Source organism: Flagellimonas sediminis (assembly GCF_010500845.1).
Lineage (GTDB): Bacteria > Bacteroidota > Bacteroidia > Flavobacteriales > Flavobacteriaceae > Flagellimonas > Flagellimonas sediminis.
In genome coordinates this window covers 1-25226 of the sequence record NZ_JAAAMI010000018.1, presented here as the reverse complement: position 1 = coordinate 25226, position 25226 = coordinate 1, and the positions used below count along the sequence as shown (strand labels likewise).

At 37.5% G+C, this 25226-nt stretch carries 25 protein-coding genes; 18 read left to right on the top strand and 7 right to left on the bottom strand.

The window, feature by feature from the left end:
* Window positions 1-149: 149 nt before the first annotated feature.
* The 12 genes from GTK07_RS18940 to GTK07_RS18885 all read left to right on the top strand — a co-directional run bounded on the left by GTK07_RS18940 (window position 150) and on the right by GTK07_RS18885 (window position 10459).
* Window positions 150-728: a hypothetical protein gene (locus GTK07_RS18940; RefSeq protein WP_163636615.1), complete on the top strand. Its 579-nt coding sequence runs from the start codon at window positions 150-152 to the stop codon at window positions 726-728.
* Between the two features lie 203 nt (window positions 729-931).
* Window positions 932-2644, top strand: a complete 1713-nt coding sequence (locus GTK07_RS18935) for a S41 family peptidase (RefSeq protein ID WP_163636614.1) — start codon at window positions 932-934, stop codon at window positions 2642-2644.
* Window positions 2607-3284, top strand: coding sequence for a hypothetical protein (locus GTK07_RS18930; RefSeq protein ID WP_163636613.1), 678 nt, complete (start codon window positions 2607-2609; stop codon window positions 3282-3284). Before GTK07_RS18935 ends, GTK07_RS18930 begins: the two co-directional genes overlap by 38 nt.
* A gap of 400 nt (window positions 3285-3684) precedes the next feature.
* Complete coding sequence (locus GTK07_RS18925) at window positions 3685-4062, top strand: ArsR/SmtB family transcription factor (protein WP_027375684.1); 378 nt, start codon at window positions 3685-3687, stop codon at window positions 4060-4062.
* On the top strand, window positions 4059-4664 hold the full coding sequence (gene merTP / locus GTK07_RS18920) for a mercuric transport protein MerTP (RefSeq protein WP_034736775.1): 606 nt from the start codon (window positions 4059-4061) through the stop codon (window positions 4662-4664). Before GTK07_RS18925 ends, merTP begins: the two co-directional genes overlap by 4 nt.
* A gap of 47 nt (window positions 4665-4711) precedes the next feature.
* The gene (locus GTK07_RS18915; protein WP_094998231.1) at window positions 4712-5059 is read left to right on the top strand and encodes a heavy-metal-associated domain-containing protein; all 348 of its coding nucleotides are present in this window, start codon (window positions 4712-4714) and stop codon (window positions 5057-5059) included.
* Between the two features lies 1 nt (window position 5060).
* Window positions 5061-5357, top strand: coding sequence for a hypothetical protein (locus GTK07_RS18910; RefSeq protein WP_002978236.1), 297 nt, complete (start codon window positions 5061-5063; stop codon window positions 5355-5357).
* A 19-nt stretch (window positions 5358-5376) separates the two neighbouring features.
* Window positions 5377-5988, top strand: a complete 612-nt coding sequence (gene merB, locus GTK07_RS18905; protein WP_002978232.1) for an organomercurial lyase — start codon at window positions 5377-5379, stop codon at window positions 5986-5988.
* Window positions 5989-6018: 30 nt separating this feature from the next.
* Window positions 6019-7671, top strand: coding sequence for a mercury(II) reductase (gene merA / locus GTK07_RS18900; RefSeq protein ID WP_094998230.1), 1653 nt, complete (start codon window positions 6019-6021; stop codon window positions 7669-7671).
* Window positions 7672-7991: 320 nt separating this feature from the next.
* Window positions 7992-8468 carry a hypothetical protein gene (locus GTK07_RS18895; protein ID WP_093980792.1) on the top strand — a complete coding sequence of 159 codons (477 nt, stop codon included), beginning with the start codon at window positions 7992-7994 and terminating at the stop codon, window positions 8466-8468.
* A gap of 229 nt (window positions 8469-8697) precedes the next feature.
* Window positions 8698-9522: an alpha/beta fold hydrolase gene (locus GTK07_RS18890; protein ID WP_163636612.1), complete on the top strand. Its 825-nt coding sequence runs from the start codon at window positions 8698-8700 to the stop codon at window positions 9520-9522.
* A gap of 142 nt (window positions 9523-9664) precedes the next feature.
* Entirely contained in the window at window positions 9665-10459 is a 795-nt protein-coding gene (locus GTK07_RS18885) for a cation efflux transmembrane domain-containing protein (RefSeq protein ID WP_313790836.1), read from the top strand.
* Between the two features lie 252 nt (window positions 10460-10711).
* Here the strand turns inward: GTK07_RS18885 and mobB are convergent, their stop codons facing one another.
* A complete protein-coding gene (mobB, locus tag GTK07_RS18880; RefSeq protein WP_127138081.1) occupies window positions 10712-11734 on the bottom strand; it encodes a MobB family relaxase in 1023 nt (340 codons plus the stop codon).
* Between the two features lie 5 nt (window positions 11735-11739).
* Window positions 11740-12324, bottom strand: coding sequence for a BfmA/BtgA family mobilization protein (locus GTK07_RS18875; protein WP_127138080.1), 585 nt, complete (start codon window positions 12322-12324; stop codon window positions 11740-11742).
* A gap of 894 nt (window positions 12325-13218) precedes the next feature.
* Here GTK07_RS18875 and GTK07_RS18870 point away from each other — a divergent pair.
* Complete coding sequence (locus tag GTK07_RS18870) at window positions 13219-13623, top strand: hypothetical protein (protein ID WP_127138079.1); 405 nt, start codon at window positions 13219-13221, stop codon at window positions 13621-13623.
* 153 nt (window positions 13624-13776) lie between these two features.
* Here GTK07_RS18870 and GTK07_RS18865 read toward each other — a convergent pair whose 3' ends face one another.
* Window positions 13777-14817 (bottom strand): HEPN domain-containing protein, encoded by a 1041-nt coding sequence (locus GTK07_RS18865; protein ID WP_127138078.1) that lies wholly within the window; start codon window positions 14815-14817, stop codon window positions 13777-13779.
* Between the two features lie 30 nt (window positions 14818-14847).
* Entirely contained in the window at window positions 14848-15165 is a 318-nt protein-coding gene (locus tag GTK07_RS18860) for a hypothetical protein (RefSeq protein ID WP_127138077.1), read from the bottom strand.
* Window positions 15166-15296: 131 nt separating this feature from the next.
* Here GTK07_RS18860 and GTK07_RS18855 point away from each other — a divergent pair, with 131 nt between their 5' ends.
* Complete coding sequence (locus GTK07_RS18855; protein WP_127138076.1) at window positions 15297-15680, top strand: helix-turn-helix domain-containing protein; 384 nt, start codon at window positions 15297-15299, stop codon at window positions 15678-15680.
* A gap of 66 nt (window positions 15681-15746) precedes the next feature.
* Here the strand turns inward: GTK07_RS18855 and GTK07_RS18850 are convergent, their stop codons facing one another.
* From GTK07_RS18850 to GTK07_RS18840, 3 genes are all read right to left on the bottom strand, one after another.
* On the bottom strand, window positions 15747-16997 hold the full coding sequence (locus GTK07_RS18850) for a site-specific integrase (protein WP_127138075.1): 1251 nt from the start codon (window positions 16995-16997) through the stop codon (window positions 15747-15749).
* Between the two features lie 684 nt (window positions 16998-17681).
* Window positions 17682-19088 (bottom strand): DUF2971 domain-containing protein, encoded by a 1407-nt coding sequence (locus GTK07_RS18845; protein ID WP_119646710.1) that lies wholly within the window; start codon window positions 19086-19088, stop codon window positions 17682-17684.
* A 72-nt stretch (window positions 19089-19160) separates the two neighbouring features.
* Window positions 19161-20078: a competence protein CoiA gene (locus tag GTK07_RS18840; RefSeq protein WP_119646712.1), complete on the bottom strand. Its 918-nt coding sequence runs from the start codon at window positions 20076-20078 to the stop codon at window positions 19161-19163.
* 446 nt (window positions 20079-20524) lie between these two features.
* Here GTK07_RS18840 and GTK07_RS18835 point away from each other — a divergent pair, with 446 nt between their 5' ends.
* The 4 genes from GTK07_RS18835 (at window position 20525) to GTK07_RS18820 (ending at window position 25201) form a co-directional block, all read left to right on the top strand.
* Entirely contained in the window at window positions 20525-20734 is a 210-nt protein-coding gene (locus GTK07_RS18835) for a helix-turn-helix domain-containing protein (protein ID WP_119646713.1), read from the top strand.
* On the top strand, window positions 20731-23331 hold the full coding sequence (locus GTK07_RS18830) for a TrlF family AAA-like ATPase (RefSeq protein WP_119646715.1): 2601 nt from the start codon (window positions 20731-20733) through the stop codon (window positions 23329-23331). The genes GTK07_RS18835 and GTK07_RS18830 overlap by 4 nt, the downstream gene beginning before the upstream one ends.
* Window positions 23328-24500 carry an RNA-binding domain-containing protein gene (locus tag GTK07_RS18825; protein ID WP_119646717.1) on the top strand — a complete coding sequence of 391 codons (1173 nt, stop codon included), beginning with the start codon at window positions 23328-23330 and terminating at the stop codon, window positions 24498-24500. The genes GTK07_RS18830 and GTK07_RS18825 overlap by 4 nt, the downstream gene beginning before the upstream one ends.
* 296 nt (window positions 24501-24796) lie before the next feature.
* Window positions 24797-25201, top strand: coding sequence for a hypothetical protein (locus tag GTK07_RS18820; RefSeq protein ID WP_163636611.1), 405 nt, complete (start codon window positions 24797-24799; stop codon window positions 25199-25201).
* Window positions 25202-25226: the final 25 nt, after the last annotated feature.

Here is a 25226-nt window from a genome sequence, read left to right as displayed (position 1 = left end):
ACACAACACCGGCTATAGTTCATTGCTTCTGACTTTCCTTTCGGAAAGTCCTTGCAAATTTGCTATCTTCGGTTTACGGCGGAAAATCCGCGCGGATTTTCACGCAACGAAACCATAGCCAAACACGTTGGCAGCAAGCTAAAACGACAATGAAACTTATAACCTACATATTGACCTTTTTTATTTTAGCTAGTTGTGGTCAATCAAATTCTGACAAGGAATCTGAAAACGAAATTTCAGCCGAATCCAACACTGTTATGGTGGAGTCTAAAGCAGATACTACAAAACTAAACTTGAAACAAAGTTCATCCGAACAGACTGAGCAGAATAATCAAGATTTGAATAATGAATTTAAAGAAGCAACAATATTCAAATTGACCGACACAATAAACGCAGACTTTAACGGAGACGGAAATAATGACCAAGCAGTTTTCAAAAAAGAAAACGAAACTTCAGGGATTATTATAACTCACGGACTAACTTATGAGAAAGTAAAAATTGGCTTTGGAGAGCAATTTGCTCACTTAACGGAATTTAATTGGGCTGATTATTGGGGACTTGTAAAAGACTCTAAATCTTATGAAATCGTTATTGAAGACGCTGAAATTATTGGAGAAAGAGAAGTCAAGCTTGACTATCCATCAATTGTGGTTAGAAAAGAAGAAGTTGGTGGTGGACTAATAACTTTTAAAGACGGAAAATACATTTGGATTCATCAAGCCGACTGATAATAAAAAAAGCCAGCTGCCAACATCGGCTATAGCAAATGCGGGCTGACTGCTCAAAAATGAAGATTTTACAACTAAATAACATTCGGTCTGGCGGACAAGGATTCGGTTTCAAAATCCCGCACTTGCCATAGCCAGGGCCGTTAGCAGCAAATATGACTCTCAAATTCAAAATATTATCTTTCTTCATTTGTTTATCTCTTATGGCTTGTAAGAGTAAGAATGAAAATGAGGTTGCCCAACATAAAGTTGAGAACTTAATTAAATTAGCAGAGATATATGGAATAGTCAAGTATTTCCACCCTAGTGACGAGGCTTATAATTTAGACTGGGACAAGTTTGCCATATATTCTGCGGAAGAAATTTTAAAATGTGAAAACCAAGAACAGTTTGCACAAAAAATAGATTCACTTTTTCGACCAATAATACCAACATTAAATTCTAATACTCCTCTAGAAAAAAAGGGGCTTTCAGAAATTTTTTGGTATCATCAAGGAGTTGGTTTTGGAATGAAAAATAAAAATGGCCCTTATTTCAGTAAACGTTTCAAAGTAAATGAAACAAATGACACCATACCTTACAGACCTCATTATGGCGATACTATAAACATTGAGCTAGAAAAGGAAAAGGTTTTCTCAATTCCAGTAGTGCTCTTAGAAAATGAAAATGGAACCCAGCCAAAGTCCAGTCTAAAATCAATAGAATCCCTCAATAGTAAATTAGAAAATCATGAAGTTGATGAAAGTGGTCTGGCCTTTAGAATGGGTAATGTAATAAGCACTTACAATGTATTTCAGCATTTCTTCCCCTATTTCGATGTTTTAGGTATTGACTGGCAAAAAGAGCTAAGAAGTGCTATCGTTCAATCTTTTGACGATTCTTCAAAAACCGAGCACATCATTACCTTGAGAAAATTCACAGCTCCATTAAAAGATGGTCATATTTCAGTAAACACGATTGGAGAGAAAAAAGGCAACTATTATCCACCAATTTCGTGGGAATGGATTCAAAACAAATTGACAATAACCCACATTTGGGACAATAGTCTAAAACTCAAAGTTGGTGATGAAGTAACTAAAATTAACGGACAGGATTCAAAGGAGTATTTTGATGAAATAGAATCAAGAATTTCTGCAGGGACAAAAGGTTGGTTACGACACAAATCTGAAATTGAATCTTTAAGAGGTCAGAAAAATTTGAAATTCACCATTGAGGTGAACGGAAAGGAAATTGAACTGACAAGAGGTATGCATGTTTATGACCAAAATAAAGGTTTCAATCCCTATGAAAGATTTGAAAATAATATTCATTATTTAAATCTTACTTTACTGGATTGGGAAACGATAGAATATTTGTTGCCTGATTTAGAAGAGTCAAATGGAATTATTTGCGATTTAAGAGGCTATCCGAATGGACAGCAAAAATTTATCAATCACTTACTAAAAAAAGCCGATACTGCTAAGGGTTGGTTGAGAATACCAAAAATTGTCTTGCCTAACCAAAAAAACATCACTGACTTTGTCGAAGGTGACTGGAATGAAATGATGATACCGGCACAACCCTATTTGGGAGATAAGATTATTGTATTCATAACCGACGGTAGCGCTATAAGTTATGCAGAAAGTATAATGGGTTTTGTAAAAGGTTACAATCTTGCCACAATAGTTGGACAACCCACCGCGGGAACTAATGGGAATTTTAACACTTTTACCTTGCCTGGAGATATTGAAATTAATTGGACTGGCATGCAAGTTTTAAAACTAGACGGGACACCATTACACGGAATTGGAATATTGCCCGATGTTTACATGGAAAAAACTGTTGAGGGAATAATCAATGGGAAAGACGAGTTTTTGGACAAAGCTCTTGAACTTGTAAATGAAAAAATATCTGCTGCTAACACTGTGTATAATTAATTTGCGGTCGGAATTTCCAACTGGAAATTCATGCAATCAATTATCTTTAGTCTCAGGCGGACATTTCCCGCTGGAAAAGTCCGCAACTAATCATACACAAGACCGTTGTAGTGCATTTGACACAACCATAAGGCAAATTCAGTATCTAATAGTAAACAGATTTATGAAAAAAAATTTCATACTTATTGTAATAAGCATTTTATTGTCAAATTGTTCGAATGATGATGATAATGGTATTGATTGTCAACTTTTTGACCCCGCATTTCCAAGTTTATATATTAAATTAGTTGATTCAAACGGTAATAATTTAATTGAAAATGGTACTGTAAACCCAGAAGAAATAACACTTCAAAATGGATTAGGTTTCAGATTTAATCCTCCTAATGAATTTGCTAATCCTGATTCTGAAATTAGGGAGTTTGATAATACAATTGAATTATTTATACCAAATGAATCGACCTTTCAATACGTTATTAAACTAAACGATACAGAAACTGTTACCTTGGATTTTTTAGCAGAATTGACTAAAATTCCCTGTAATATAACTTACTATACTCCAACTGGAGTGGTTTACAATACTCAAAATTTGGAATTAAGAGAAGGTTCCTCACTCGAATTTATAACGGATATAGAACTCTGAAAAAACGCACTACAACAATTCCTAAACGTAATGCGGACTTTAGGGCTCAATCGAAATGTCTGTGTATATTTATGAAGTCGCTAAATCTTATGGATTTAGCTTTAGAATAGAAAAAATAAAACTAAACAATAAGCTTTAGCTTCGTGCACAGACGGAAACGAAAAAGTTTCCTTACCACCGCACTACGCTTAGCCGAGACGTTGTGCGTCACCCTAAAAACCCACCGCACATTTAGCACATTTGGTTTTTCCGACACTCAAAGCCAACGCTAAAAAACCAAAAGAGCTAAATCACCCACCGCTGACAAAGAAGAATTGTTAAAAACTATAATTAAGTATTTGCTTAAATAAGAAAACTATTTGTATTTTTGCTGCGTTATTAAATCCTAAACAAGGAAATTATGGAAAACAATCAATCGTGTATCCGTGTGTTTGCCGACAAGGTTCAAATAGACAATTGTAGAGAAATACTTCAAACCAACGACAAGGCATTCAGTCAACTGAGTGGACTTTTAGCATTGGCAGGAAACGAAGTAAGGTTAAAAATCTTATTTCTCTTAGAAGAAGAAAACGAACTTTGTCCTTGCGACCTTTCAGACATTCTCGGAATGAGCATCCCTGCCGTTTCGCAACACCTCAGAAAACTAAAAGACGGAAACGTCATTGAAGGTAGAAGAGAAGGACAAACCATTTTCTACTCTTTGAAACAGGAGCAACTTACTTTACTTCGTCCATTTTTTAAACACATCATAAACAATTCAAAAAAGGAAACAGTATGAACAAGAAAAACAACAGACTTGTCGGAGCGGGTGTGCTTTCGGCAGTAGCAGCATCACTTTGCTGCATTACACCTGTATTGGCTCTTATTTCAGGAGCTTCAGGAGTGGCATCTACCTTTTCATGGATGGAACCAGCAAGACCTTATCTAATCGGTATCACCGTTTTGGTATTGGGCTTTGCTTGGTATCAGAAACTCAAACCACGAACAGCCGAAGAAATCCAATGTGATTGCGAAGAAGACGAAAAAAAACCCTTTATGCAGACCAAAACATTCTTGGGAATTGTAACCGTGTTTGCAGCCTTGATGCTCGCTTTTCCAAACTATGCACACATTTTCTATCCTTCAAACGACAACAAGGAAGTTGTAATCGTCAATGCTTCTGACATCCAAACGGTAACTTTTGATGTAAAAGGAATGACTTGCAATGGTTGTGCTTCACACGTAGAAAATGATGTGAACAAATTGCCAGGCATTGTTAAGGTAGATGCGATTTATGAAGAAGCGACTGCCAAAGTAGAATTTGACCAAACCAAAGTGAGTCTTGCTCAAATTGAAGAAGCCATCAACGGTACAGGTTACAAAGTGGTTGGCAAGAAATAGTATTTTTTTGCCCCTCGTATTTAAGAACTTAATTAAATAATTATACTATGAAAAAGAATTTAATTCTATTGAGTGCTTTGTTCCTAATTGGAATTGCTCAGCTTAATGCTCAATGTTGCAAACCGACTGACAATAAAGCACAAACAGCAAATACAACACAGCAAGAAGGTAAGACCCTGCAACTGAAAATCACGGGAATGACTTGTGCAGGTTGTTCCAACCATATTTCAAATGCCCTCAAAGAAGTGGACGGCATTATTGAACACAAAGTGGAATATCCGGGCGATTTGGCAACTATCCAGTACGACCCAAGCAAAACAAATCCTGAAGCTATCATAAAAGTAATTGAAAAAACAGGTTATAAAGCCGAAATCATTAAAGAAAATTCTAAATAATATGAAAACTGTAAAATTAATTTTAGGCATTGTTACTATCGGGATGATAGTAGCTAGTTGTAATAAAGAAGTACAGGAACCGGAAGTAAAACCAACAAATTCTTCAACTCCCGGTACTAATTCTTCCACCCCAACAGGTACTTCGACCATTTCTTACACAGATTTGAGTGCGGAACAAAGCACCATTGCGATTGGGGCAACCACAAAAGTAACAGCTACAGCAACAGGAGATGGTCTTTCTTATATCTGGAGTGCATCAGATGGCGATATTATAGGAAGTAAAGCATGTTTGCAGTAAAACCCCAAATAGAAAACTTATGAAAAATCAACGAAAATATATTGACGGTCAATTAAACGACATTCTTTTTTCTGAATTTAAGATAAAGAATAGCGATTTTATTTTACGAATATTTCAAGAATTGATGCAAGGCAGTTCTATATCTAAAAACAGATTTTATAAACTAATAAAAGTGTCCAAAGATAAAGCGGACGCTATTTTGAATAAACTGGGCGAAACCGATGTACAAGGAAATATTATTGCATTTTCTGGTCTATCTACAGTTCCTACCAAACATCGCTTTATTGTAAATGGTAAGATGTTATACACATGGTGTGTAGTAGATGCCATTCTGTTTGCTGAATGGTTAGATGTGGAAGTCAATGTTCATTCGTCCGACCCAATTGATAGTTCTCTCATAGAATTACAAATAAACGGAGGTCAGCTATTATGGACAACTCCTTATCCTTTATTTATTTCTTGGGTAGAATCTGTTGACACCTGCAATATTAAAGGGTCGCTATGTAATCACGTTTCATTTTTTGCAAGCGAAAGAACAGCAAAACAATGGTTAAAAAATAATCCTGATGGAAAAATATTGACGCTTGAGGATTTCTTTGAGCCTAAAAACATAGGAATGAAATGTTGTTAAGTATAGTCCTAAATAAATTAAAAAAATAAGATGAAAGAAGAAAAAATAAAATTGGAAATTGCAGGTATGACCTGCGACCATTGTGCCACAGGAATAAAAAAAATGCTTTCACAAAATGAGGGTGTTAAAGAAGCCAATGTGAGCTACCCAAAAGCTACTTGTGAATGTTCTTTTGACCCTACCAAAACAAGTAAAGAAGAAATCATCAATACCATTAACGGCACAAAAAACTATCGTGTAAAAAGTGAAATTTCTGAAAATGGAAATAGTAGGAATAATCAATTTGATTTAATCATTATCGGTGGCGGTTCGGCTGCATTTTCGGCAGCTATAAAAGCCGAAAGTTTAGGTTTAACGACCTTAATGGTAAACGGTGGTTTGGACTTTGGCGGTACTTGTGTCAACGTGGGTTGTGTGCCTTCTAAAAATCTTATTCGTGCAGGCGAGTCGGCTTATCACGCTACACATTCCAACTTTGAAGGCATCCGACCAAAAGGCGTTGATATTGATTTTGCTCAAATCATCAAAGACAAGAAAAAATTAGTAGCCACACTTCAAGAGAAAAAATATATGGATGTGGTAAGCGATTTTGAAAACCTGACTATGCTAAAAGGTTGGGCAAAATTCAAAGACAACAAAACCATTTTGGTTGATGGCAAGGAATACAAAGCCTTCAAATTTTTAATTGCTGCGGGAGCTACGACCAACATTCCGACTATTGAAGGATTGGACAAAATTGACTACTTGACCAACGTTTCCCTTTTCGACTTGGAAGAAAAACCCGAAAGCTTGACCATTATGGGAGCAGGTTACATAGGTTTGGAAATTGCAATGGCGTACAATCGTTTAGGCGTTAAAGTCCGAATCATTGAATTTACCGACCGTGTTCTACGGACACAAACCCCAGACATCAGTGAAGCATTGGAAACCCAAATGCGAAAAGAAGGCATTGAAATCTTACCTAATTTCAGAGCCGTGAAATTCGAGAAACAAGCGAATGAAACCATCATTCACTGTAAATGTCCTGACGGTTCATTTACGCAAATTATAGAAAAAGGTAAGGTAGTAATTGCCACAGGCACAAAAGCCAATACAAGCCAATTAGGGTTAGATAACATTGGTTTGGAACTCACCAAAAGCGGACATATCGCTGTGAATGAAAAAATGGAAACCAATCTACCTAACATTTACGCAGCAGGTGACGTAACCAACACCCCTGCATTTGTTTATACAGCCGCTTTTGAAGGTAAAATTGCCGTTGAAAATGCGTTCTCAGGAACAGATAATAAAGCCGATTATTCTTCTTTACCTTGGGTGGTGTTTACTGACCCACAAATTGCAGGGGCAGGTTTAGATGAAGCACAGGCAGAATCAAAAGGCATTCCGTTTGAAGTGTCAAAATTGGAATTGAAAGACGTACCGAGAGCCATAGCAGCCAACGACACAAGGGGTTTCATCAAACTCATTCGTAACTCGGAAACTGACAAACTTATAGGTGCAAGAGTAGTCGCACCCGAAGGTGGAGAACTCATACAACAATTAAGTATGGCAATCAAATACGGAATAATGGTGAAAGACTTAGCAGACAGTTTCTACCCTTATTTGACTTTGGGAGAAGGTATAAAATTAGCAGCAATAACTTTCGGAAAAGACGTATCAAAATTAAGTTGCTGTGCCAGTTAATCCGCCCCAAAGGCACACACTCTTGCAAGTCGCACCAGCCAACGCTTGACCAAAACTTGCAAGAGAGAGTGCCTTCCCTACCCCAAAAAATCCTACCTTTGAAAATTGACTAAACCGACTGAAAATAAAGGGCGAACGCACAACATTGTGTATAAGCAATAGCGGGTGAAGTGGTAAAATCAAGGTCTGTGCTTTTAATAAGCTTTGTGCTAAACTGAAAGGTTTGTACTTTCAAATCCGCTACTGCTCATACACGAAACCGTTGTAGTGCATTTGACACAACCATAAGGCAAATTCAGTATCTAATAGTAAACAGATTTATGAAAAAAAATTTCATACTTATTGTAATAAGCATTTTATTGTCAAATTGTTCGAATGATGATGATAATGGTATTGATTGTCAACTTTTTGACCCCGCATTTCCAAGTTTATATATTAAATTAGTTGATTCAAACGGTAATAATTTAATTGAAAATGGTACTGTAAACCCAGAAGAAATAACACTTCAAAATGGATTAGGTTTCAGATTTAATCCTCCTAATGAATTTGCTAATCCTGATTCTGAAATTAGGGAGTTTGATAATACAATTGAATTATTTATACCAAATGAATCGACCTTTCAATACGTTATTAAACTAAACGATACAGAAACTGTTACCTTGGATTTTTTAGCAGAATTGACTAAAATTCCCTGTAATATAACTTACTATACTCCAACTGGAGTGGTTTACAATACTCAAAATTTGGAATTAAGAGAAGGTTCCTCACTCGAATTTATAACGGATATAGAACTCTGAAAAAACGCACTACAACAATTCCTAAACGTAATGCGGACTTTAGGGCTCAATCGAAATGTCTGTGTATATTTATGAAGTCGCTAAATCTTATGGATTTAGCTTTAGAATAGAAAAAATAAAACTAAACAATAAGCTTTAGCTTCGTGCACAGACGGAAACGAAAAAGTTTCCTTACCACCGCACTACGCTTAGCCGAGACGTTGGCAACAATTTGACAAAAACATTTAGAATGAAGAAGCTTACAATACTGTTACTGTTTTGGACCTTCTTTGCTTTACTTTCCTGTGAAACTAAAAGCAATAGTCATTTTGTTGAAATTCAAGGTAGACAACAGCATGTTTTGACATGGGGAGAAGGAGAACCCGTAATTGTTTTTATCAGTGGTGGTGGAAGTGATTTAAAAGACTTTGAAATTGTTCAAAAGGAAATTTCCAAAATCACAAAAACAATCTCATACGACAAACTAGGAATTGGAAAATCGGAGCTCACAGATTCTCCAAGAACCCTCGAAAACGTATCTGAGGAATTAAAAGAATTATTGGAAAAAGAGAAAGTGATTGGCGTTCCAATGATTTTTGTTGGTCATTCCATGGGAGGTTATGTAGCTCGTTATTTTCTTCATCGTTATCCAAAAAACTTAGCCGGACTTGTATTGATTGACCCTGGAAGTGAATTTCTTGAGCAGGAACTTAGAAAAATCCAGACTCCACATGAAATTATGATTGCGGATAGTACACTAAACGCTCAACTCAAGTTAGTCCCTAAGGGTTTTCAAATGGAGGTAAATGCTTACCCGAAACACGATTCTACACTGAAAACCATTTCAATAAAAACTGATATTCCAATTACCTTACTAGAGTCAAATAAAGTCGACGAAGACGACCCTTTTGAAGTAAAATTAATCGAAATTCAAAAAAGACTTTATCGAGATTTTCAACGGCAGGTACCTCAAATGGAACTAATTTCAACTGAAAAAAGCGGACATTTTATACAATTGGAAGAGCCCGACTTGGTAATTAATGCAATTAAAAAAATTATAACCGAAGTGGAATAAAACTGTTGCCAACAAGGGCTATAGCCCATGCCTATCGCTTGGCCATTTTTTCCTAACTTGAATGTATTAAAAAACGTCTGGCGCTGGCCACGGGGCCATAGCCGGGACCGTTGTAAGTAATGCCGAGAAACCCAGAAACCGAGTGAAAAAGACAATATTTGAAATTACCAAAATGGACTGTCCTTCAGAGGAAAATCTAATCCGAATGAAATTGGACGGAATTTCAAGTATCGCGAATCTGGACTTTGATATTCCGAATCGAAAATTGACTGTTTTTCACAGCGGAGAAATTGACCAAATCGAAAAGTCAGTTATCGAACTGAATTTAGGCGGAAAAAAAATCTCAACGGAACAAACCGACCAAACGGAATTTAAAGAAAACGCAAACCAAAAAAAGCTACTTTGGTCTGTACTTGCAATCAATTTTGCCTTTTTCATTATCGAAATGACAACAGGAATTATCTCAAAATCAATGGGACTTGTTGCAGACAGTTTGGATATGCTTGCCGACAGTTTCGTGTACGGAATTAGTTTGTTTGCGGTTGGAGGAACTATAGTTAAGAAAAAGCGGATTGCAAAACTTGCTGGATATTTTCAAATAACACTTGCGATTATTGGATTTGTGGAAGTTTTAAGAAGATTTTTTGGAGACGAGAAACTTCCCGATTTTTCGACAATGATTATCGTTTCGATTTTTGCACTTATCGCAAACGGAATTTGTCTTTACATTTTGCAAAAGTCAAAAAGCAAAGAAGAGGCTCATATGAAAGCGAGTATGATTTTTACATCAAATGATGTGATTATCAATTTAGGAGTAATAATTGCTGGAATTTTGGTAAATTGGTTGAGTTCGAGTAAACCTGATTTGATTATCGGAACAATCGTTTTTATTTTGGTAATTCAAGGAGCGTTTCGGATTTTGAAATTAAGTAAGTGAATTAAAAAGCACTACTTACAACAATGGTAACCGTTGCACAAGCCTCTGATTTCAGAAAAACAGACTTCAAATAAGCCCTTTTAAGGGGCTTTTTATTTTTAAGCCAACCTATGGGGCATTGTTTTTCCGGGCCATGAAGGGCCCAAAACAGCTTTTGGAACGCACTTTTTACCAAAATGGTCAAGGCGGACGTTCCCACGCTGGATAAGCGTGAAGCAAAAATCCGATAGGGCGCAACCTGCTTTTTGGATTTCAGTAGCCCATGTCCTCACCAGTCCCCCTAGCCTTATCGATACCCCTTCCAAGGGCTTTGATGATCTTGGCCGCCATTTGTACCTTATTGGTTGGAATACTCGGGGCTTTGACACCCATTGTTTTAAGTAGTTTGAAGGCCATGTCCTTTTCCTTGGTGGGCAATCCCATCACCTTGGCAAAGAACTTCCCCGGTTCCTTGGCATGGGCCTTTCTCCCTACATAGGATTCCACAAAGTTCCGTTTGAACCCTGTTGTCCTGTCAAAGGTCTTTTCGGCTGCTTGGTAAAAGCTGTCCCGATCAAATCCTCTCTTGACCGTTTTTCCGTTCAGCTCCACTTCGGAGGCACTGTGCTTGGCCATCGGGGAAAGGGTGTAGGTGTTGGTCACATCTTTTCTGCTGACAATAATATGGATATGGGTCTGTGGCCCCTCTTTTTGCATCCCTGCGGCAATGAGCTGTCCGTTCTGTTTATGGGGTGCCAATCTTTCTTGCTCTTTGATTCCTTTTTCAAGCTCCTTGACATTCCCGATGGATTCGCCCCGCTCCACTTTCCGTATCTCGTTTCTGAGCCTTGCTATCTCCCCTCGGTAGGGAGCATTCTCCTGTACCTGTCTGTCAGTGCCCCGATAGGTGCGTTCATGCTCTATCTTGGCGTAATATTTCAGGTTCTCGGCCTTGACCTCTTGGTTACGGTGGAAACTCTTGGCATAGTCCTCCATGAGTTTCCTTGTATATTCCCTTAATAGGTTCGGGTCATTCCCAATGGTCTTCAATTCCCTTTGGTTGGGACTGACCACTATCGAATAGAACTTGGGGTCCTTCTGCCTTAGTTTCGCCGTATTGGCATCTATTTCATCGATGACCGTTTGTCGGCTTACGCTGTCGTTTTCTTGGTCAAAGAATTCCTCCCTCTGTTCTGGTAATCTATCCTCATTTTCCTTTTCCAGATAGTCCACATAGTTCCCCACACTGGAGTTGTAGGTACTGCCCATTTTCTGTGCTGAAATGGTTAGGTACATAAGCTTTATTTTAATTGATATTTCAGGCTTTCAAATTCCCCGATGCCCATATTGATCTTTAGATAAGGCTTTCCCATCATCGGCTCTACCTTCTCCACATTGTCGATGATTTCAGTACATCGCTTTTTATATTCTTTGAATTCTTGCAGTATTCTGTCATGCTCCGTTTTTGGAACCGTATTCCTAGGCTCCAAAAAATCCATTCGCTCTTCCTGTAACTTAACGGGTTCACGTTTAGGTTTCCTCCCATCCTTTACATAGGCCTCGTAAAGAATGAGCATCATTTCATAGGTGGGCCGGATACTGGTCTTTTCCATGTTCTTGATAATGGCGATGAGCCTATCGATTTTTTTCATCATCTGACGCTCCAATTTTTTGATACTGTCAACGATGATCTTAGTTCCCTCCCCAAAAGGGTCAAGGTTGTTCTCCTTGAAGTAATGTATCATCCCGTCCAATACCTCACTATGGGACTTGTTGAACTTTTTGGAATAGCTCCGAAAACGTGCGGCCGTTTCCTTCTTTACCGTGATGTTTGAATAACCCCCCTTCCCATTCTTTGTTCTGCCTTTTGTTGATTGCTTTTCCATAGGTGTGATTTTGTTTTTTAGTGAAATTGCGTCAATTTTTGCGTCAAAAATTCCCAGTGTTTACTGGGCTTCCCAAAGGGTTTACTGTAGATTTCGGAAAAGTCTACTGTAGCCCCTGATTTTGTACAGTATTCCAAAATTCATTCAATTAACTGGTTTTCAACTTGTTGAAGACCAGAAAGCAACCGTGATGGCGCAATTTGCGCATCACCCTCTTGCTCTACCGTTTTTCCAAAAAGTGGAAAATCGCTACGACCAGTGGCCTTTGTCCCCAGCGTTTTAGGGCTGTCTATGAATATATAAATTTTTAGGAGTCACTAACTCATAGGACATGAGGTATCCCATTGATTTTTCTAAAAGTCTGCTAGCCCCTTGTTATTGAGCATTTTCAATTGTCATAAGGCAATAGGACAATCATATAAATCGTATTTATTCCAAATTATGTATACTTTACCATGACCCGCTAGAAGGACTGAATAAATACAAGCTGATTTAAAAATCAGTTGCCCTATAAATAATTCTTTGGTTTGTACGGACTTTAGGAAAGTCAAATCAAATATGCCGTACAAAAAAGGGATATACCCTAGTTCTATAAATATAGGTCTTTATTGGTAATTATTAAAATAGGTCTGTTGTCCATTGGTTTTGAATAAAGTTTCTATAACTCATAAAACCTAGTTTCCTAATCATTTTAAAAGGGTTCCGTTAATACAAGTGCCTGATAGCGAAATTAATTGATAACTTAGGGACAAACATTCTAACAATTAATCTATGACCATTAACTATAACAAATGGAACCTTCTTTAAGGTAGCTACCTCATCAATTTGTCAATTGTGAGTATATTAGAAATATGATCACTGATTATATATAATCAACTTATTACTTTAGAAAAAATGAAATTAAGCTTATTAATATTCTTTCTCATTACAAGTCTTACCTCCTGTTCGCAAACTGATAAATACGTTGGAGAGTACATTTCCAATAATAGTTCCGGAATCAAGCAACGTTATAAATTGACTCTTAATTCAACCGGAACCTTTGAATTTGAACAACATTGGGCACAAATTGGTATGAACAACGAAATCCAAGCTACTGGAATCGAAAAAGGTCAAGGTACATGGACTTTTAAAAATAAGTCGATTATACTCAGTTGTAATAACGAGACAGACATAACACAGGATTATCGATTAGATTTTGATAATTCCAAAGTCAGCATTTTAAATGACTCTATCATTCGTTTCACAGAATCGAAACTTTTCTGGGTAGAAAATATGGACTTAAAAAAAAGTAAATCATAGAGTTACACAACAAAGAACGGAGTTAGATTAAAGTTCAAGTAAACGATGATTTATTTACCTTCCATTCTTTCCACCAACATTCTCATGTCATCACCAACTTTTCTTTCCAAAACCCTTACATAAATTTGGTTGGCAGTTAGTTTGGATATGGCATTAAGGACTTGTCTCCTTTAACGGTAACAATTCTATTGCCAATTGCAGTACCTCAACTATATTGTAATCGAAGCCGTTTACATGAAGAGGCGGCTCCACGTCCTCCTGTAGACAGGTAACGCCCAACAACAGTAGTGACCTTGCTTTGCACAGCATCTCGAAGCTGTTGTCGAATTCAAGCCTGCGCACATAGGGCTCCACTGTTGTACGATGTGCATTGGGCGTTTCCAAATCTAGTTCTTCCTTATGATTGAAAATACCATTATCGATATTGCGTTTGAATATGGACAGCTCCCGATGGAACAGGGTCTTGATGTCCTTAGTGAACAATGACAATTTTTGGGTCAGCTGTTCCAGTTCATTTTTGGTAATCGTGTAGCTATGGGTATAGCGGGCGGATGAATAGGCATCCTCCAATAGGTCGAGCAATTTGCTGTCCATATCGGATTCCATTTGGAACGTGCCACCGAGCTTGTCCAACATTTTCAATACATAGCTTTGATGGTTCTTGATGCTATGGCATATCTTTATCCTCCCGCAGATGAAACGTTCCAATATCCTATAGCCCTGTTCAAAGGTCTGGTGTAGCATAAAGGCACTCTGGGGAAGGTTTCCCAATTCCCTAAAATAACTGGCTCCCTTCCTATAGGATTTCAACCGGGCCATGTCCCGTTTGAATTCCCTTTTGGCCGTTTCGTACAGCTTGTTCGGCTCCAAGTCGGGAGGGATAATTAGGGAGTTGTCCTCACAGTTTTTGTATACAAGGCTGCCTCTATTGCAGTTATTTAAAAAGTACAAGTTGGCTTCTTGGGCTTCTTTCCGTGCATAATTGGTTGTAAAGACACTGTAAACAACATCGGGGTAAGGTTTCATTATGGCATCGATAACTGGCCGTACCTGCTCGGGAAAGTCCCTTTGAGACGATCTTGCCAGAATGTCCAGCCGATGTTTAAATACATGTCGATCCTTATTCTGGTGGATACAGTCGATTTCCAGCTCCTCGGTTATTTTGTCGATGATGTGTTGGTCTGTTGTATTCATAGTTATATTATTTAGTAATGGCTAGGGAAATCAATATAGATCTATCAAGTCAGCTATCTTTGTTATGGGGACTAACTCCCTGACCCTTTCCCTAAAGGATGACCGCTCCCATATAGTGCCATTTTTGCCATGTAATACCAATTCAAAATCGTCCAGTCTGGACCGTAACATTGTGACCATTCCCTCTGGGATGTCCATTTCGAGGATGTCACTTTTTGTGTTGTCCATCCTGAGCAATAGATATTTGGCATTGACTTGATTCCTTGAAAAGATTGCCCATTCAAAATATCTTACAATCGCAATGGGCTCATGCCCATTAAGCAGTTCTTTGATTCGTTCGGCCTCCATTTTTCTCTAATGATGTGTGATAAAGGAACTAATGGAATATCACGTACCGAAACAGAATATCACGTATCGCACCATGGGAGGGTTGTATTTTACGGATGCACGGTATTATTAAAAAATCCTATATTTACGTAATGGAAACAGCTACAAAAAACAACCATATAGGAAGGAAGATAGGCCGCATCAGGGAACTGAGGGGTATGAAACAAGAGGCCCTTGCCATGGAGTTGGGCATCAGCCAACAGGCCATTTCAAACATTGAACAATCAGAGACAATCGAGGATACAAAATTGGAGGAAATTGCCAAGGCCTTGGGAGTAACGCCTGAAGCCATTGAAAACTTTTCGGAAGAAGCTGTTTTCAACATCATAAACAACACTTTTAAAGATAACAGTTCAAACAACAATAATTACCTGTGTACCATAAATCCCTTGGAAAAAATCATTGAACTTTACGAACGTCTAGTCCAAGCTGAAAAGGATAAAGTCGCTTATTTGGAGCAACAGTTGAAAAAATAAAGAATTCAAATCTAAATATTGAATTTTATAGTAAAAAGGAGCAAATACCATTGCTCCTTCTTTGTTTCATGTAACTGCACTTTTTTTGGTTGCCTTTTCCTTGAACCTGATCAAAAGATTGCCAATGTCCTCACTTATCTTGGATTCCACGACCCTGGCATAAATCTGTGTGGTGGAAAGTTTGGTATGTCCGAGAAGTTTCGAGACTGTTTCGATGGGCACACCATTTGACAGCATCACTGTTGTGGCAAAGGTATGTCTTGCTACATGAAAGGTCAGGTTTTTATCGATGTCACAGGAATCCGCTATCTCCTTTAAATAGGCATTGGTCTTTTGATTGGAACTAATGGGCAACAAGCCTTCTTTATTTTCCATTTCCGGACATTGCATATACTTTTCCAAAATTTCCCTTGCCTTTGGGAGCAATGGGACTTTAACTGGCTTGTCCGTTTTTTCACGCTTGGTACTTATCCAATGGCTTCCGTCAATCCCCTTTACAATATTGTCACTGTTCAGCTCCTTCACATCCACATAGGAAAGGCCTGTATAGCATGAGAACACAAAACAGTCCCTTATCCTCTCCAAACGTTCGTTACCCATTTCAGCGCTTTCCAATTGCTCCAGTTCCTCTTCGTCCAGAAACTGCCTATCATATTTGTTATATTTCAACTGGAACTGGTTGAACGGGTTCTTGTCCATCCATTCCAATTTGACGGCAAGGTTGAGCATCTTCTTGAACCTTTCCAGATGTTTCATCACACCATTGTTGCCCATTAAGAGCCTCCTCTTTGAATCTCTGTAATTGCGCAAAAAATGCTCAAAATCCGTTACAAAGGCATAGTTCAACTGTTTTAGGCGGACATCGTTTACCTTTCTTTTCTTGGCTAAAAACCTGTGCAGGTACTTTTCCGTCGTATAATAGTTCTTCATCGTCCCCTTTTTCAGGACAATCGACATATTCTCATTATGGTACTTGATAAGCTCCCTTAAGGTCTTGCTGTTGTCATCCTCCCCTAGATAACGAGACTTGATGGCATTTGAGGAAACCACCCTGTTCTCTTCCAAAAGTTCTTTATGGCAGTCCAATAGATTACTGTAAACGCTGTCCAGATAGGCGTTCAATGCCCTGATCCTCTGTGAACCTCCCCTGCCCCGGTTCCGTGAATTGTCCCACTCCTTGGAGGGAATACTTCTCTTTAGGCTGATCTCGGCACGTTGGCCGTCCACAGTTATGCGGACATAGATGGATAATTGGTTTGGGACGCTCCTTGATTTTCTGGTAAAGAAAATTACGGTGAAAGTGTGTTTTGATTTCATTTTCCATGACTTTGGTTAAACAATTAATTGTAAAGACGAAAGTCAAATCGTACTCTAAAGTCCTTTCAAGTTAGTACATTCCGGATTAATCGTTGTACACCGAATTGCACACCTTTTATTTGGTTTTAAATGATATCAAATGAATGCATAAAAAACAAAAAACACTGAAAATCATATGATTAACAGTGTTTTGTTGTGACCTATTTCTAGGTTCGTCGGGGTGGCAGGCCCATCCCTTGAAACATAAATAGTTGATTTTCATTATTTTACACCGTTAACTAAGACCAGTTAACCGAACCCTGAACCGTGTTCAAATCGGCACATCCAGAGGCAAAACTTATGGGAGTCTTACACCACTAATTTAGACATTTTTTATCAATCTTGATACCCCACTTTTATTAACTGATACTTTATCCGAAACATTACTATGATTGGAAACCCGGACATTGTCTACCACCCTCACCGAATAAAATTGAGTACCATTGAACATGATGACCAATAATATGGCATCCAAATATTGGATGTTTCAAAAGTTCTCTTTTTTGGTGGTCCCAACCATCCGACTCATCTTAATTTGGGTATAAAAGGATAGTAGAAATTCTTTCAATGAGCCTGCTCAACGACTAAATGCTTCTATCAATACAGGAAGTTCTCATAGGTTGGAGTCTCATACCATTATCATCATCAAAAAGTCATCTTAAAGCTTTCTATCTGACCTTTATCCTTTGAGTAGTATGCTTGGTAAAAGTCAAACTCTTTCCTACTATTTTCTTTACATTTTTTATCTATAATCTTCATAATTTGGAGTTTGGCGGAATTTGGTGTCTTTATGCCAAAAGTAATGGACTCCAAATCCTTGAAATCGTACCTTAATTTTCTGCTGTCCTTAGTGGAATAATCAATAAAATCCCCGTGGACCACCAATCGATATTCATTTTCATAAGACCATTCCCTAAGTTTTATCTTGAGACTGTCATTAAAATTTTTCCAGTATTCCTCCTGCCATTCCTCCTCTTTTTCGGGCGAATCAAAATGGGAAGCACAAACACTCTTGTTCCCATCGGGATCTTCATACCATAATTTGTCCAGTTCAATTTTGGGTAACCTGCCCATAGACCTGAAGAAATCGATTTCAACGTGCTTGTTATGGTACTCTATTTTCCGAAAAGTATGGGGTCTCATTCCAATGATTGGTCCAGAACCATATCCATATTCCGTATTCAAGTTCAATGCCAATTTACCCTCGTTCAATATGGGTTTGAATTTCAGGCAAACCCCTTTGTGATTATCCCCATAATGTCCCCAAACAGCAGAATTTTCATTGCTTTCAAGGAAAGAGGCAGAATACCAATCTGGATAAATATCATTCTCCAATTTCGTGACAAACCTGTTTGGAAATTCTGAAACCAGATAAAAAGCATTTGATTTACTTTCCCCTTCCCAGTGTTTGAACTCGATATGTAGTTTATTGGATTGGATATAGAGCCCAATGGTATTGAAAAAAATATCACTTTGACCCTTATTGTTTTCTTCTTCCAACTTATTGAACAATTCATGTAAAAAACCCGATTTCTCGATGACACTTTCAAATTGGCCCAGGTCTTGATGGTATTGCAATTTGTAGGTCAACTTGTGTTTATAATAGATTTCTGAGATGCTGTTTAGGAAAAAGGGATGGATGGTCTGCAGGTAGGACAACAGTTCGGAGCGTCGAATCGGTGTTCGTCTTTTGGACAATCTGATCGGCAATTCCCGGATAAATTTGGTCTTGAAGGTTTGATCGATAATTTCCTTCACCAAAAATTTCCTTTGCGGGGAGGCGTAGCGTAATAATCCGGATGAAACAACCAGATCATCATCCGTGATACTTTTGCTATCGTTCAATAGTATGGTCAAGACAAAAACTCTTTCCAAACTTTTGAGATAGTTAATGATCAAATTTTTCCAAACAATCCTGTCCCCTTTCCAGAAAACATCCCTCAAACCTTCCATTGGATCGTTCAATTCTTCTGGGGAAGCAAAATATATTTCCTGGTTTTCCAGTTCATTGTACTTGTCCAGTAAACATTCTATTGTCCTAAATCGATACATATAGTTGTTGGTTCTTGTTGAAGGATCGTGGGGAGCACCATATCTGGTCAGTTCAGCATCTCCTGGCTCAATTTAAGTGTATTTTAAATAATGGTCCATGAATTTTTCCTTGCTTATGGTTCTATTTTCAGAATAATAGTACAATTCATTTTCCTCCATCCCTTGTAAATTATCGATGAAAACTGGAAATTCCATTGTATCGACAAACTTCTTCCAATATTTCTTTATCAGTTTGATTTCCATAATGGTTTCCCGAATGGAACCATACTCAATGGCAATCTGGTTTCGAAACTTTTCCAGCCCGGTTTGACCATACCTTGTTTCATATACACAGGCTATGTAGTATCTGTATTGGACCTCGAACAAATAAAAGTTCTCAATCTGATTATCAAGGAACTTGAAGGTCATGGTGTTTTCATTTATGAGCTCGTACAGATTTTCCTCCGATTTCAGGTAGGCGATTTCATTACTCTTGGACACCTCTTCCATTAGGGCCCGAAAATCATAATCCTCGACATATACAAAGGATTTAGGGATGGATATCGTCAGCATATACCGATAGGTGAAAAGCTCTTTTTTGAGCATGGAATTCTTGGCCAAGGTATCTCCGTTCAGGATCCAGATCAAATTGTTCCTACCGTAGAACCGTTCTCTTTTTTCCACCTCCATCAGCTTCAACGGTGAATTTTGGACTTCAATGACAAGCCCATTGTCCAACAAAATATCAGCTCTATGGGATATCCCATTTTTCACTAGCGTAACCTCCCTATTCTTCACAGGAAATAGATTTTGCCAGGTCAAATGCCATTCCGAAATGGGTTCATGCCAATCATCACAATCGGTTCTTTTGTTTTTATAATGATACCAATGTTTGATGCGTTGTTCACCTTTTCGGCCTTTGACATTTGCCTTACAGATTTCACATACTGCAAGTTCACCAGAAAAACTGACCTCTATCTTTTCCTTTTTATCATTTAGTGCATATCTCATGGGTTTCCAAGATAGCTAACTTTAAAAATATGAATCTAAGAAACCTACCCGAGCTTTACCATTTTCGGTTCTCGAACAAATCGCTCATTTGATGACTCTAGCATAATACTTCCAGTTGCTGCTCTTGCTCACACTGCGGGCAGGTCGTTTGACCATCACAAAGTGGGGTTCATATTATTTTGGTGTCTCAGATCAATGGCCTAGGATAGACCCACCTCCAACAGCATAAATAATGGTATTTGATGCCAAATGAAATAGTTATGGTTATTTACTTGAATTTTTCTAACTGAACAATGACAGTTTCTCCTAAATAATCAATAGTATACTCCTGACCCATTTGAATTGGTTTATATTGTATTTTTGTATAAAAAAGTAAAGTACTACAAAACATTATATAATTAAGCTAAGCCTATATCGTGTTTTGAAAGAGTCTAATAATATAGACAATGAATCGAATCAAAGAGGTATTAAAAGAGCAAGGAAGAACACAAACCTGGTTGGCTGAAAAAATTGGTAAAAGCTACGTAATAGTAACAAATTATTGCAACAATAATGCTCAGCCAAGTATTCAAGTGCTAACTACTATTGCCGAAGTTTTAGACGTTGATATAAGAGCCTTATTAGTTCCAACAAAGGATGATAAAAAACTAAAATGAGCACACAATATAACATATTTAAAAACGGAAGTTGCTGGCTTAAAGCTGACTTTCATTTACACACAAATGCAGATGCTGAGTTTGCGTACAGTGGAGAGCAAAATGATTTCGGGCGGCAATATATTGAACAATTGCGAGCTCAAGAAATAGGTATTGGTGTAATCACTAATCATAACAAATTCGACAAAGGTGAATTTGTCTCTTTACGAAAAAGAGCTAAAAAGGAAGGGATAGGGCTATTTCCAGGTGTTGAGTTCTCATTAAAGGAGGGAATACACATCTTGATTGTTTTTGATGACGAATGGTACAAAGGAGAGACCGATCATATAAACAAGTTTATTGATAATGCCTTTTACGGTATAAACAATTATGACAAACCAAATTACCCAAATTCAAATTTCAATTTAAAAGAAGCTGTCGAGGCTTTAAATAAAATTGGCTTGGATTATTTTATTGTTTTAGCTCATATAGATGACACCAACGGACTATTTAAAGAGTTAAGAGGTAGAACTTTAGAGGATTTCATCAAACAAGAAGCATTTGAAAAAGTGCTGGCTGTCCAAAAAAGTGCCAACCTTGAGAATTACCAAAAACTTTGCAATTTTGCCAATAGAAAAGTTGCTTGTGTTGAAGGTTCTGACAATGCCCACGGAGGAATTGAAGCAATTGGTAATGGTCGAGTGACCTATATTAAAGTTGGTGATTTTAATTTTGAGGCACTTGAGTATGCCCTTACCGATTCAAATTATCGTGTATCACCAAAGGACAAACCGGAAATCAAGAACTCTTACATTAAGTCAATTTCTTTCGAAGGAGGGCTTTTAGATGAAACCAGTATCAATTTTTCCCCAGAACTGAATACCTTGATTGGAATACGGGGAAGTGGAAAATCTTCTATTCTAGAAATAATACGATATACACTAGGCATTCCTCTATCTGAAATTGCAGTTGACCCGCGCTACAAAGACGGACTCATTGAGCACGTAATGAAAAGTGGGGGAAAATCTATAATTACGCTTGTGAATGAGCATCAAGAGGAATATCGGATAGAGAAAATCTACGGGCAGAAAGAAGATATTTATAAAGATAATATCTTGCAACCTAATATTTCAATAGATGCCATTTTCGATCACCCCGTTTATTTTGGACAAAAGGATCTATCCAACAAGGATGCTGATTTTGAATCGGATCTAATTCAACGACTTATTGGAACCAGGCTAAGACCTGTACAATCAAGAATCAGTAATAAGAAAAGAGAAATCGAAAGTTTAATTTCCGATTTAAAAAAGTTACAGAATCTAAACTCCTTAAAAAAAGAAACAGAGACACTTATAGAGAATTCCAAACATCAGCTAAAGATTTATAAGGAGAAAGGTGTAGAAGAAAAGTTAAAACAACAGACACACTTTGATTCTGATATTTCCAAAATTACACAGTTCCATAGTGGTATTGCCAATTATGTACAAGATCTTAAAAGTTTAATCTCTGAACATGATTATTTTTTCCAGCAGGAAATTTCAGGCTCTGAACTAAACTCTGATTTGTTTGAGGAAATAGATCAGATAAAAATCGAGTTAAAAATTGAATTTGATAAAATCAAAAAAGTTCTGGAATCATCCAATGCCATCCAAGAGAAAGTTAAGGTAGTCCTCTCGAAAATCCATGGTAAAAAAGAAGGACTTAAGGAAGAGTTCGCCAAAATCAAGAGAGAAATCAATACGGACACCATTAATCCAGATAATTTTTTGAAACTTAATCGGCAGATTGAAACTGCCCGACTCAAGCTAAAGGAAATAGAGAAGTCAGAAGCAAAACGAACTGAGCTAAAACAGTCTCTGCAAAAATGTCTGTCTGACTTGAACAATTTTTGGTTGGAAGAATACAAACTTTTGAAAGCTGAAGTCGATAGGATTAATGATGCCGACAGCAAGTTAACCATTGAGGTGCTTTTCAAAGATAGAAGGGATAAATTCATGGATAGGCTCAAACAGGTGTTCAGGGGTTCTGGCATTAGAGAATCTGCTTACCATGAAATTGAGTCAACTTATAAGGATTTCATTGAGATATATAAAGATTCTTCCAAATTGAATAGCATATTAAATGAAAATCAGGTAGTGGAATTTAAGCGGAGATTTTCCGAATACCTTGACGACCTGTTAACCTACAAGGTGGATAATAAAATAATTATAAAGTATAATAATAAATCATTGGATAAACATTCCCTTGGTCAACGCGCATCTGCCCTAATTTTATTTCTTCTCGCTCAAAGAGAGAACAATGTATTAATCATTGATCAACCCGAGGACGATTTGGATAACCAAACCATCTATGATGAGGTTATAAAGGAATTAAAGAAGATCAAAGGAAATATGCAATTTATCTTTGCAACCCATAATGCAAACATACCAGTTTTGGGGGATAGTGAGAAAGTGATTGCTTGCAGCTATGACGAGAAAACAATGATGGCTCACTCAGGTACAATAGACAATCATCAAACTCAGCGTTACATTGTAGACATTATGGAAGGAGGTGATGAGGCATTTAATAGAAGAAAGAACATCTATAGTATTTGGAACATAGATAAAATTAGAAAATGAACGCAATCGAATTACTAGATATTATCAGTACAGGTGAAACCAGTAAAGTTCAATTTAAAGAAACTTTACCACATCCTGAAAGCATGTCGAGAGAAATCGTTGCCATGTCCAACTCACTTGGTGGAATGATATTACTTGGAATAAAAGACAAAACCGGAGAAGTTATTGGTTTGACTTCCGAACAAGTAGAATATGCTGATCGAAAGGTAGCTGAATTTGCTGACAATGTCAAACCACCGGTTTACCTTGCCACAGAGGTTGTCAAAGTGGAAGACAATGGCGTAGAGAAGAACATTTTAATCGTTCATACCAAAGAAGGAATAAATAAACCATATAAAACCCCACAAGGGGAAATTTATGTGAAACAAGGATCAAACAAAAGACTTTTAACTGACAACGCTGAAATCATGCGCCTTTTTCAAAGCAGTGGAAACTTGTTGGCAGATGAAATGGAAGTTCATGGAACCAGCATCCAGGATATTGACCAAAAAGCCTTCTCTGATTATTTTAAAAAAGAGTTTGGGAAATCCTTTGAAGAAAGAGGTCTTACTTACGAACAAGCATTAAAAGCTAAGAGAGTAATTAGGAACGATCAACTCACTTTGGCAGGACTTTTGTTTTTTGGGAAAGACCCTCAATCCGTTAAACCAGCTTTTACCATAAAAGCCGTTTCATTTTTTGGAAACAATATTGAGGGGAATCAATTCCGTAGTAAACCAAGGGATTTGACAGGTACAATTCCAGAGATATTTGGAAAGGCCATGAGTTTTTTGACGAGCAATCTCGATTCTCTGCAGACTGGGGAAAGTTTCAATGCCCAGGGAAAACTAGAGGTTTCTGAAATTTCTCTTGAGGAACTATTGCAAAATGCGCTCGTCCATAGAGATTATTTCAAAAATTCTCCTATCAGACTAATGATATTTGATGATAGGATAGAAATCATCAGTCCAGGCAAACTACCAAACAGTTTAACTGTCGAGGATATCAAATTTGGCAATCCAGTCATTCGAAACAATCAGCTAGTGGCATTCAGTACCCATACACTTCCTTTCAGTGGGCTGGGTTCTGGTATAATGCGAGCGCTTGAACAGGAGCCAAACATTGAATTAATCAATGACATTGAAGGTGAACAATTTATTGTGAAAATACCAAGACCAAAAAAAGAATAATATAGTTCAAAGAAACTGAAGAAAAATGGAACCATATACAAGGTTCTTTTTATAGTAATAACGATTTGGCCTAAAATAATTTGAGATCACAAATTCATTATCTAGAGTTGGTTTACCCCCCAATTTCCAATCAGGAATCTGAATGGCTCAAGGAAGATTTGGAATCGTTGGATTGGTTTAAAAGAAGTAAGATTTATTTTATCGGACAAAGGGCCGAATCGAAGTTTGTCTTTGAATCAGAATCGAAATTTCTATTAAAATTTAGGATTAGCGGGAAAATCGAATTCAGTTTCAAAATGGGAGAAAGAGATTCTTCTGGGAGTTTGGATCTTGCTAGGTTGTTCAAGTACTACAATCTTCCGCTAACTGACTTTGGAAACCTAGACGTAGAATTAGGAGATAAACTTATAAGGATTTGGAATACCAATGACGTTCCTGAAGTAATAGATTGGTTTACCACCGAAAAATTCCTTTATGACCTCTCTCGTAAAGTACCTTTTTTCTCAGGTTTTGAAAACTATAGGGAGTTTACAAAATATCGATTGCACTACATAGGTATTTCTGAAAAAAATGATAGTTTTAATCGACTTGTTGTCAAACTGCAAAAAACGGGCATAGTATACCACCTTCGGCGGGTCAAAGTGAGCCACCCGCGGCGGACCAAAGTGAGCATAGTGGGGCGGATGAACGTGAGCCACTAAAAAGATCGATTCTATTTGAGTGTTG